This is a genomic window from Asaia sp. W19 (genome assembly GCF_003994335.1).
Classification (GTDB): Bacteria; Pseudomonadota; Alphaproteobacteria; order Acetobacterales; family Acetobacteraceae; genus Asaia.
Window position 1 is genome coordinate 1 of the sequence record NZ_PNQZ01000024.1, and the last position, 8,939, is coordinate 8,939.

Consider the following 8,939-nt stretch of genomic DNA (forward strand, 5'->3'; position numbering starts at 1 on the left):
ACCGGCCCCAACGGCAAGGGCCGCAATGCCGACCGGACCGGTCAGGAGCCCGCCCACGATACGCATGGCATTGCCAAAGCCGCCCATGACCGTGACCATGTTCGGCACCTGGTAGAACGCAGCTTTCATGGCGCCACCACCGGCAAGCACCTGGTCGGCGAATTTATGCGCCTCACCGGCCAGGATACCGATCTGATAACTGGACAGCCGTGCGGCCGTCGCGCCCTCGGCCAAAGCGGCATTATGCTGCCTGCTGGCTCCTGTTGCGGCGTCGAATTTCTCTTTCTGCGCTCCGGCCGATCTGGCGATCCCCGCCAGAGATCCGGCATATTGCTCCTGCGTGATTTCACCGGCCGCGAGGGATTTCTGCAGCGCCTCGATATTGGCCGTGCGCTGGCGGATCTCGCTGCCCAGCTTGGCCTCAGCGCGCGTCGTCTCGTCGAACTGCCTGGCTACCGATGCACCGTTACGACCAAGCCTTGTAACCTTGCTGTCTGCCGCCTCTGCCGCGTCGCCCAGTTTGATCAGGGACGCCGCATCGTCTTGCGCTTTTGCAAGATTGCTCTGAAAGGCAATGTAAAGCTCAGAGATGGTCGTAGCCATGGCGGACTCCAAACGAAGAAGAAGATGAGTCCGGATTCGCGCTGGATCACGCGTCAAAATTCCGCCTCGGTTCTGAGACAGGAATCTCGAATGAGTCCTTGACGAGTGGCGTCGGACTATCGGGAAGGAATGAGGACATGTTCGGAAGACTGGCATGCGCGACGATTGCTTTAGCCACGCTGCCAACCTTGTCGTCCGCGCGCGCTGAGACAGCCTCGTCTCTTGCTATACCGCTTGCGGCCTCAACAGACATTCAGCGCCAAGTTGTTACCTACAGCTGCAAAGCAAAGAAGGGCGCCAGCTCCGCTAAGCTGCGCGGCATGCTCTCGGAAAAGCTCGTTAACGTCAGCTATATCAATGCTGGTGACATCAGCCTGGCTGTTCTCACGATCGACAGCAAAACACAGGTGTTCACCAACGTCATCGCAGGTAGTGGGGCAAAATATGCTGCCGCCGAGTATGTCTGGTGGACCAAGGGCGATGATGCGATGTTCTCAAGCGAGATGGATGCCAGCGCGATGGTAAACTGTCATGAGATCAAAGGCTGATCATTCCTCAACCTGTTGTTATGATCTGCCGGTTATCTCCAGCGCCGGATAGGTCATGAAGGTACCCGCGTGCGTCCTGCGCTCACCTGATGCGCCGCGCAGGAGATAGGGGGCCTGGGGGGCAATGCCGCCGCCCAGCCGGACGAAGAGCTTGCCGAAATTAAGGGTAGGGAACCGACGCATCAGGCCCTGACGCACACGCTCGATCTGATTACGCCGGATGCGCGGCTCGAGCGCGCCGGTTTCGATCTTGCGCGCGTAGGGAAGCGGGTTGACGATCAGGATCGTGGCACTGGCTGGCAGATCCTTGAGCGGCTGCTGCCAGAGCTTGTCATCGCAGAGGACCACCCATGAATCACGGAACTTTCCGCTCCGGGTGGGCGATGTCGACCGGCACAGGTCGAGCCCTACTTGCGCAGCCTCCCCGGTGAGATTGAAGCGATAGAGAATGGCCCCATCCAGACGCACACTGGTTTCGGGCGCATCCGCCTTGCCATCCACATAGCGCCGCCAGCTGGGCGGCGCCTCACCGCGAGCGATCAGTTCATCTCGCGCAGCGATCGCCCTGCGGGCCATTTCGGCACGCAATGACTCGGGCGAGAGCGTACGATCGACAAAAAGCCGCAGCGACCGGCTGAAGGTTTCGGCTCTGGCCATGGGTCATCCCTTGAGGAATCGCGCGATGTCTTCACTGATCCTGCGGTTTCGATGCGCGAGAAAAACGGTGTCCATGGCGCGGATCTGGGCCTCGATCCATGGGCGATCGTCTTCGGAGACGGCGTTGACCTCGCACCAGCGATCGAGCGCCTGCCAAGCGATGCCGCCCGGTCTGGACACACCCCGGATCTTGCCCATGGCGGCCCCGACCAGATCGAAAGACCAGCTGCGATCGTGATGCAGATCGTGCCAGCCTCGCCATGGCCGATCGAGCCAGGAAGGCAGAACCGGTCGGCTGGCCAGCACGAATTCGCGGTGCGCCGGAAGCTCGTCAGGCCCGATGAACTGGCCGTATTCGAGTTCCCAGGCCAGCGCCTCGGTTAGTTTCCCACCGCCTCCCGATGGGCTTCGGCCTGCTCTTCGCCCACACGCGCAGCCGCCGAAATGGCCAGGGCGATCAGCATGGGATGCTCACCGCTCGCGAGCAGCGCGCGAAACTGATCAACCCCGATTTCGGAGCCATCATCGTTTTGCAAGCCGTTCACATCGATCACGCAATGCTCGGCAATGGCCTCGCCCTGTGCTCGATCATCCTCGGTGGGAGGTAAAGTCTCGGGGGTGTACCGGATCGCGCCGGGCTGCAGGGCACGATTGAGACGCGCAGCGGCCGCGTGTTTGCGGTTGAACAGCGCATCGCGATAGCGCGGGGTGAACCCGCGCGTCGTGATCTGGAACGTATTGCCGCTCGGGCCGACCTCGATGGTTTCGCCCTCGCGAATACGGGCAGCATCGCGGGAAAAGGCGGAGATTTTCGCCATTGCTTTGTCTTTCACTTAACGAATGTCGGGGGTGTGCTGTGCCCATCGATCGGGCGCAGCCTTGGTCGATCAGGCCGGGAAAATGCTCAGCGAAAAGGTGCCGCCGCCCGGTTGGGGGTTGCCCTCGATGTCGAAGGTCGCGACGATCGTGCTGTTTTTGGACCCGGCATTGACCTGGGGATTCTGCAGTGTCGCGGAAAAGAAGGTCAGGCCGTAGATATTGCCCTTGCGGTCTTTCAGGAGCACCTGCACCGGCCCCTGCCAGTCATCCTGGAAACGCTGATACTCGGTGAAGTCGCGGAAGAAGAGCTGCATCTGGCCCGATGCCGTGAAACTGCCGGGCTGCTGCCCGGCCGCCTTGTCACTGCCCATGGCGTAATCCTGGCTGGCCCCGTCGCGAGTGAGCGTGCAGGAAAACTGGCGAATGGGCGCATCGATCTTTTTGCCGTCGACCCAGATCGCTCCCCAGCCCGATACGGGATCGAGCACGAAACTATCGGTCGGGGCGAGAAGATCGGTTGCGGGCGATACCGCCAGATGCTGCTCGTCGCGGAAATCCATATCGGCCGAGAAGGTGGCGAACTGCCCCTGAGCGATCGAGAGCTGGATCTGTTTGACGAAGCCGCCCGTTCTGACCAGCACGTCATCGCCCAGCTGCTCGATCAGGGTCAGGCTGTTGAATGTCGAGCCATTGATGATGACCGAGGCCGTTGCCGTGGCGCCATCGCTGATGGCAGCGGGAAGGGTCGGGAAAGAGTCGAAGGGGGTGGTAATGTAGTCGGCGTTTCTTCCCTTGGCATAGGGAAAAACCCTGACCAGCTTGCCGGAATTCGAGGCGAGGCGGATGAACCCTACCCCAGGCAGGCTACCCCAGAGAAATTTTCCCGCGGTCGATACGACCATACCGGAGGGATTCCATGAGGGACGGTCAAACGTCAGATTGACCGAGGCCGGGATAGACACGGACCGATCGGCCGTCGTACCGGCACAGGCGCAGGCAAACAGCGCGTCATAGCTGCCGAATGACAGAGCGCCCGAAAGCGTGCCGCCCACAGATTGCTGGGTCGTGACGGCCTGCGACGCTTCCCAATGCGGGTCGATCTCTTCCGGCCGCTGCCGCGCCTTCTGGCGGCGGAAGTTTTCGCCCGTCAGACGCAGGCGCTGATAGGAACCGCTCGGCGCCACGCCGTAGGTGATCTCGCGCGCGAAAGCGAGCCGTGTATCGTTGGCCTGAACACCGGCCTGATATCCGGCAGTTGCTCCGGTAAACGGCATGTCAGGCTCCCTTCGTGCCAGAGGTGCTGCCAGAGGTGCTGCCAGAGATGCCGCCGGAGGGGGCGCTCTGGGTCGCCCCCGAGGTTGCGACCGCACCGCCAGAGGTCACGGCGTTGATCGACGCGGTACCGGAGCCGCCGCTCTGGACAGCGCTGCCCACTGCGGATGTCACCGGTGTCGTCTCTTCGGTCAGCGGGGCTTCCTGCACCGTCTCGATATGGGGGGTGAGCGCAATGCGACGCCCGAAAAAGACCTGCAGGGCGAGCGCCATAGCTCCCGCATCGCTGCTCTGGCTCGTCAGGATCTGGGCCTCGGATGCAAACACGCCCGGATCTTCTTCCTGCTCGATCAGAAGATCGTAAGCCTTGCCCTGCTCGAGGGCCGTGGGCGGCAGCGGAGCAGGCATACCGCTCATGGCCCGGTAGGGTGCGACTGCGACGCGCAGCCCGGCCGGGACCGTTTTGAGGGCCTTGCTCAGAGCCAGTGAGGTGCCGGACGCTTCCAGAGCAGCGCCAAACAGCTCGAAAAGACCGCTACCAGGAGCGGTCTCCGCAAGAGGAAAGAATTTCATCTCGTACCTTTCAGGGAAAGTCAGGCGCCGGTCAGGCGGTCCTGATAGCGGTAGCGGATCATGAGGCTCATGCTGATCCAGTTCCCGGTCGTGTCGGAATCGGGCGGGTAGAGGCTCTGACCGTCATAAAAGAGGCCCTCGGGCCAGGGCTGCACGCTCGCCCATTGCGCGCGGAACGCGACACTCATCGCCGTGCAGCAGGTGAGCGCATCAGGGGTCGAGATCCGGCCCACACGCATGGTCAGATACAGCGCGATCTCGCCTTCCTCTTCCATGGCGGTTTCGCCCAGGCCGAGCCGGTCGGATCGGCTGGCCTGGGCTTCCATGCGCCAGTGAAGCGGCGGACGATCTTCCTGTGTCTGCTTCAGCACGTCGACCAGCGGAATCGCCTGTTCTTCCGCGACGAGCCGGGCGCGGGCAAAGGCGTCATTCCAGACGGTTTCAGACAGCATTAGGAGCCTCCCGAGGCGATCAGCGACCAGCCACAGAGTGTGCCCCGGTCGTAAACCGGGCTGGCATCGGTCAGGGTGTAGGTTCTCGGCCCATCACGCAGCTGGTCGCCCTTGCGGGGCGTATAGCCGGAGCGGTTTGTCTCATCGGCGGTGATCTGGGCCAGGAGCGGGGCCTTGCCCACACCCTCGGCCAGCTGGGCGACCTGGGGTGGCGGGGCGTAACCCTGGACCGTCAGGCTTGCGCTCAGATCGACCCGGCTCAGCACCATGACCCGCCCGGCGCGCTGGATCTGCCTCCTGCGTCGGCTGGCGCCCACGCTCATGACAGGCCTGCCTGAGCGTAGCGGGCGAGGATGGCGGCGGCGTCGGGCGGCAGACCGCCCAGGCTTGCATCGGGCGTGGCCCAGCTGCTCGCGCCCACACCCTGCTCGCTTTCCGAACGCAGGAGCGGATCGCCGCGCTGCGGCTGTGTAGAACAGCGCACGGGCCGTTGAGAGCGTGGCGGCGCGGATATCGGCGGGCACGGTCGCGGCCAGAGCATTGCCCTGTTCGTCTTTCATACCCGGCACGATCCAGCCGCCTCGATAGGTCACGCGGTAGCGCCCCGGCCACCACCAGGCACCCTGCAGGATCGACGGGCAGAGCAGGCCGGACAATGCGCCGGATTCCCAGCCATCCGGCCCGGGATCGAGGGCGAAACCGTCCTGCGTTACGTCGCCGATCGAGATCAGCGGCGTGACGGCCAGGGCGAGAGACAGGCGGCGCTCGCCATCCCCGACGCGCAGGGTCTGGCGATACAGACCCGCCAGGACCGGGCGACCCAGCGTGGATTGAACAAGCGCCGTGGCCTGGGCCAGATACTCGCTTAGCGCCGGGTCGCTGATCTGAGCGGCAGGCTCGCCCGACAGCTGCTCGCGCAATGCGGCGAGCGAAGCCAGAGCGAGCCCCTGGGCGGGACTTTCGAGGATGGTGAGCGTCATGGCGAAGCCCCCGATCAGGCTTTCTTTGCCGCCGTGGCATCCGGCGGAAGGGTACCGGTGATGAAGGATTGCTGACGATAAACGACGAGGCCGGTACGTTCTTCGATACGAACGGTGACCATATTCTTCTCGAAGTCGTCACCCACCGTGGCAACCTCGACCGCGACGGATTGCCGGTCGAAAATCTGCGCACCGGTGGCAAAGGCACCCACCAGAAAATCGCCCTGTCGGATCGTGTTGCTGACGACAACCGGCAGACCCCACAGGGACCGCGTCGCGACGGATTGCGGGTCGCTGAGGACATAGCGGCCGATGCCGTCCTTGACGGAGGTGATACGAAACCAGTCGATCTCGTGCAGGACGATGCCGGTTGCCGGGTAGAGCGACAGCGAAGCCTGCAGCATGGCCATCCGGATCGTATCGAAAGCGGCATCCGGGACCGCAAGACCGGCTGGCGCCGCAAAAGCTGTAGCCTGCTTCATAAGACCGAGGATATTCGCCCCGGTCCCGTCGCCGTACATGAACTGGTATTCCTCGACCTGTTCGAGCCCTGCGACGCCCTGCGCATTGATGATCGAGACGAGTTCAGGAGCATCGTCGAGAGCTTGCTTCGAGGCCTTGAACAAATGGGCAATGACCGCGACATTCGCCCGGCTGAGCTCGAAACTCATATCCGAATACGGCTTGGCCGCGCCTTCAGCAACCGGCGTGGCCTTATTGTCGAAGCTCTTCTGCCGGACGAATTCGATAATGGGTGACGAAGTCGCTCCGGAGGGGATGAGACTACGCAAGGTGGGTTGCGGCAGGCGGATCATATCGATACCCGACAGGCGCATCGCAGGAATGAGGGATGTTCCGGCAGACGTCGTCGCGCCCATGGTCGCAGGCCCTGTCGTCAGCGCCTTTCGCTCCATCTCAGTCCTGATCCGCCCCTGGAATGAAGATTTGAGGTCGCGTGCCGCATCGCTGGCCATGAACTCTTCGCCAAGCGTCAGGGCCGTATCCTCAGACGGTTCGCGCCGGCGGGCGGCTCTCTGTTCCAGATCGGTCAGACGGGTAGAGAGCCCACTCATTTCGGCCAAGGCCTTGTCTGCGCTGGCCTTGGTTTCTTCCGTGACCTTGCCGAGATTGCGTAGCTCTGTTGTCGAGGCTTCGGCAAAACGCTTGACCTCATCGGTGGCGGCCCTGAGTTCGCGGGCGGCCTGTTCGTAATCAGACATAGGGTAATCCTCATAAAAAAAGGGCGCCCAGATGCGCCCTGAAGAAATAGATGATTGAAGTTCGTATCGACGATGCAGTCCGGATCGCGTAGCGTCAGAGCAAGGCAGGACTAGAAGAATTTTCTAAAAGGATCAGTCATGACATTCGACGATGCCAGAGCTGCCGTAGAGTTTTATTTGAGCAGATCTGACAAACCACTTCAGATCGTTTTCGAACAGGAATTCGAGAGCGGGTGGTGTTTTCGTTATCAGTCAGAACGCTTCCTCAAGACACACGATCCCGATGATCAGCTTACCGGCAGCGTGCCTCTCATTGTCGACCGAAAGACAGGCAAGATCCGCGTCTGTCCAACCGACAGCCCCCTGGAAGATAATCTTGCTTATTACGCCCGGACCGGATCGTTCCCGCGCAAATAACCCGCTTCCTAGCGAAGCAGCCCGAACCGGATCAGCGGAGGCTCGCATACGGGCGAGATCTGACTGCATTGAGGAGACTACGGCTGGCGGCGCGAAGCTCTGCCGCCAGATCGGGCAGCTGCGGCCCCTCCGGATAAAACCGCCTGCGCATTTCGGTCACGCGGGCGAGCGCATTTGACGGGTCATCCACGAGGCTGACTTCGTGCAGATCCACCGCCTTGATGTGGCGGCGCGGTCCGCCCGGCTCGGTGCCCTGGGCTGCCCCGTTCTTGCGCACGGAAAAGCCGATGGAGAGGCCGCCGAGCGCGCCGTCCTTGACCAGACCGTAAAGCCTGCGCCCGTAATCGGTATCCATGCCAGACAGACGCCCGCGCAGATGCAGGCCGTGCGCGTCTTCGCTGGCATCCTCCCACACGCCCACGGGCAGGCCGTCACCGCCGAAAAACCCGTGCATGACGTGCATGGGGATGCCGCGGCCTTGCGCCTTGCGCTCGGCCAGCGTCTCGGCAAAGGCACCGGGCAGGACGATATCGCCATGCGCGTCCTGATGGCCGAACACGCTGCCATAGCCCTCGAAGCTGCCCTCTTTCGCGTCGGGCGCAAACTTCCACTCGAAAGCAGCGGCCAGATATTCACTCATTGTCATCTCCCGTGATGCCGGATCTGCCGGGCGTTGGATTCCTGGCGGGCGGGTCTTGCGCTCCTAAGCCCGTCAGGGTGCGGGGCTTGCCGATATCGGCAAGCGGGATCATCTGGGCCTGCACCATGAGCACATCGCCGCCCGGCATCGGGGCAAGGTTGTCATTGGCGCGGGCCTCGTTGACGGTCATCCAGCCCGAGCGCAGCGCGGTTTGCATGTAGCCCGCGCGCGCCATGCTATCGCCGCGCAACAGCGCATCCACATTGAACCGGGCGAAATAGCGGTCACGCTCGGCGGGCGAGAGCAGGCAGCGCAACGGCTTGCTCGATGCGTTGCAGCCAGGGCATGAGGCCGTATTGCAGGAACCAGAGATTCATTTGTTCCAGCCCGGTGCCCCAGGCCGTGGATTTGTCCATGGCCCCGATCATGACCGGCTGCACCCCGAACCACCGGCAAAGCGTCGCAACGCCCAGCTGGCGGGTTTGCAGGAGTTGCAGGTCCTCGGCCCTGAGCCCGATGCTCTCGACCTTCCACCCGCCCTCGAGCAGGGGCGTCTTGCCCGCATTCATCGCGCCCGAGTAATCGGCCAGAATGGTCTTGGCCTGCTCCTTCTGCGGCAGGGTGAGATAGGTCGGGGCTGAGATATAGGTTTGCGAGAGCAGCCCGTTTCTGAACATGCGCCCCGCCGTTTCCTCTGCAGCGAGTGCGGCGCCGATGGATTGCCGCCCGGCCGTGATGGGCGAGATGCCCATGAGGCC

At 62.8% G+C, this 8,939-nt stretch carries 13 protein-coding genes and 1 pseudogene; 2 read left to right on the forward strand and 12 right to left on the reverse strand.

The genetic code is table 11. The features are described 5' to 3' along the window. Positions 1-603, reverse strand: a pseudogene (locus tag C0V97_RS05880) (hypothetical protein); the annotation flags it as partial. Between the two features lie 137 nt (positions 604-740). On the opposite strand from C0V97_RS05880, the gene C0V97_RS05885 reads away from it, so the two are divergent. After that, positions 741-1,151 (forward strand): MliC family protein, encoded by a 411-nt coding sequence (locus tag C0V97_RS05885; RefSeq protein ID WP_127101656.1) that lies wholly within the window; start codon positions 741-743, stop codon positions 1,149-1,151. 18 nt (positions 1,152-1,169) lie between these two features. Here the strand turns inward: C0V97_RS05885 and C0V97_RS05890 are convergent, their stop codons facing one another. The 8 genes from C0V97_RS05890 to C0V97_RS05925 form a co-directional block, all read right to left on the reverse strand. After that, positions 1,170-1,808, reverse strand: a complete 639-nt coding sequence (locus C0V97_RS05890; RefSeq protein ID WP_127101658.1) for an HK97 gp10 family phage protein — start codon at positions 1,806-1,808, stop codon at positions 1,170-1,172. Between the two features lie 3 nt (positions 1,809-1,811). After that, positions 1,812-2,114, reverse strand: coding sequence for a hypothetical protein (locus C0V97_RS05895; RefSeq protein ID WP_127101660.1), 303 nt, complete (start codon positions 2,112-2,114; stop codon positions 1,812-1,814). Positions 2,115-2,188: 74 nt separating this feature from the next. After that, the gene (locus C0V97_RS05900) at positions 2,189-2,626 is read right to left on the reverse strand and encodes a hypothetical protein (protein WP_127101662.1); all 438 of its coding nucleotides are present in this window, start codon (positions 2,624-2,626) and stop codon (positions 2,189-2,191) included. Positions 2,627-2,695: 69 nt separating this feature from the next. Next, entirely contained in the window at positions 2,696-3,901 is a 1,206-nt protein-coding gene (locus C0V97_RS05905) for a phage tail tube protein (RefSeq protein WP_127101664.1), read from the reverse strand. Position 3,902: 1 nt separating this feature from the next. Further along, positions 3,903-4,472, reverse strand: coding sequence for a hypothetical protein (locus tag C0V97_RS05910; RefSeq protein ID WP_127101666.1), 570 nt, complete (start codon positions 4,470-4,472; stop codon positions 3,903-3,905). Positions 4,473-4,492: 20 nt separating this feature from the next. Next, entirely contained in the window at positions 4,493-4,924 is a 432-nt protein-coding gene (locus C0V97_RS05915; RefSeq protein WP_127101668.1) for a hypothetical protein, read from the reverse strand. After that, entirely contained in the window at positions 4,924-5,904 is a 981-nt protein-coding gene (locus tag C0V97_RS18640; RefSeq protein ID WP_233581999.1) for a hypothetical protein, read from the reverse strand. The genes C0V97_RS05915 and C0V97_RS18640 overlap by 1 nt, the downstream gene beginning before the upstream one ends. Positions 5,905-5,918: 14 nt before the next feature. Further along, positions 5,919-7,124 (reverse strand): phage major capsid protein, encoded by a 1,206-nt coding sequence (locus C0V97_RS05925; RefSeq protein WP_127101670.1) that lies wholly within the window; start codon positions 7,122-7,124, stop codon positions 5,919-5,921. A gap of 138 nt (positions 7,125-7,262) precedes the next feature. On the opposite strand from C0V97_RS05925, the gene C0V97_RS05930 reads away from it, so the two are divergent. Then, positions 7,263-7,541 (forward strand): YrhB domain-containing protein, encoded by a 279-nt coding sequence (locus tag C0V97_RS05930; protein ID WP_127101672.1) that lies wholly within the window; start codon positions 7,263-7,265, stop codon positions 7,539-7,541. Positions 7,542-7,572: 31 nt separating this feature from the next. Here C0V97_RS05930 and C0V97_RS05935 read toward each other — a convergent pair whose 3' ends face one another. The 3 genes from C0V97_RS05935 to C0V97_RS18995 all read right to left on the reverse strand — a co-directional run. Next, on the reverse strand, positions 7,573-8,181 hold the full coding sequence (locus C0V97_RS05935; protein WP_199751666.1) for an HK97 family phage prohead protease: 609 nt from the start codon (positions 8,179-8,181) through the stop codon (positions 7,573-7,575). After that, complete coding sequence (locus tag C0V97_RS18990; RefSeq protein ID WP_255424166.1) at positions 8,174-8,497, reverse strand: phage portal protein; 324 nt, start codon at positions 8,495-8,497, stop codon at positions 8,174-8,176. Before C0V97_RS18990 ends, C0V97_RS05935 begins: the two co-directional genes overlap by 8 nt. Further along, on the reverse strand, positions 8,466-8,939 hold a 474-nt coding region (locus tag C0V97_RS18995), incomplete at its 5' end, for a phage portal protein (RefSeq protein ID WP_255424167.1). The genes C0V97_RS18990 and C0V97_RS18995, both read right to left, overlap by 32 nt.

What these genes read in the sequence shown, in the direction of transcription:
- C0V97_RS05885 (WP_127101656.1), top strand. Translation starts at nt 741, where the DNA reads ATGTTCGGAAGACTGGCATGCGCGACGATTGCTTTAGCCACGCTGCCA.
- C0V97_RS05925 (WP_127101670.1), bottom strand. Translation starts at nt 7,124, where the DNA reads ATGTCTGATTACGAACAGGCCGCCCGCGAACTCAGGGCCGCCACCGAT.
- C0V97_RS05915 (WP_127101668.1), bottom strand. Translation starts at nt 4,924, where the DNA reads ATGCTGTCTGAAACCGTCTGGAATGACGCCTTTGCCCGCGCCCGGCTC.
- C0V97_RS05935 (WP_199751666.1), bottom strand. Translation starts at nt 8,181, where the DNA reads ATGAGTGAATATCTGGCCGCTGCTTTCGAGTGGAAGTTTGCGCCCGAC.
- C0V97_RS05910 (WP_127101666.1), bottom strand. Translation starts at nt 4,472, where the DNA reads ATGAAATTCTTTCCTCTTGCGGAGACCGCTCCTGGTAGCGGTCTTTTC.
- C0V97_RS18640 (WP_233581999.1), bottom strand. Translation starts at nt 5,904, where the DNA reads ATGACGCTCACCATCCTCGAAAGTCCCGCCCAGGGGCTCGCTCTGGCT.
- C0V97_RS05890 (WP_127101658.1), bottom strand. Translation starts at nt 1,808, where the DNA reads ATGGCCAGAGCCGAAACCTTCAGCCGGTCGCTGCGGCTTTTTGTCGAT.
- C0V97_RS05930 (WP_127101672.1), top strand. Translation starts at nt 7,263, where the DNA reads ATGACATTCGACGATGCCAGAGCTGCCGTAGAGTTTTATTTGAGCAGA.
- C0V97_RS05900 (WP_127101662.1), bottom strand. Translation starts at nt 2,626, where the DNA reads ATGGCGAAAATCTCCGCCTTTTCCCGCGATGCTGCCCGTATTCGCGAG.
- C0V97_RS05905 (WP_127101664.1), bottom strand. Translation starts at nt 3,901, where the DNA reads ATGCCGTTTACCGGAGCAACTGCCGGATATCAGGCCGGTGTTCAGGCC.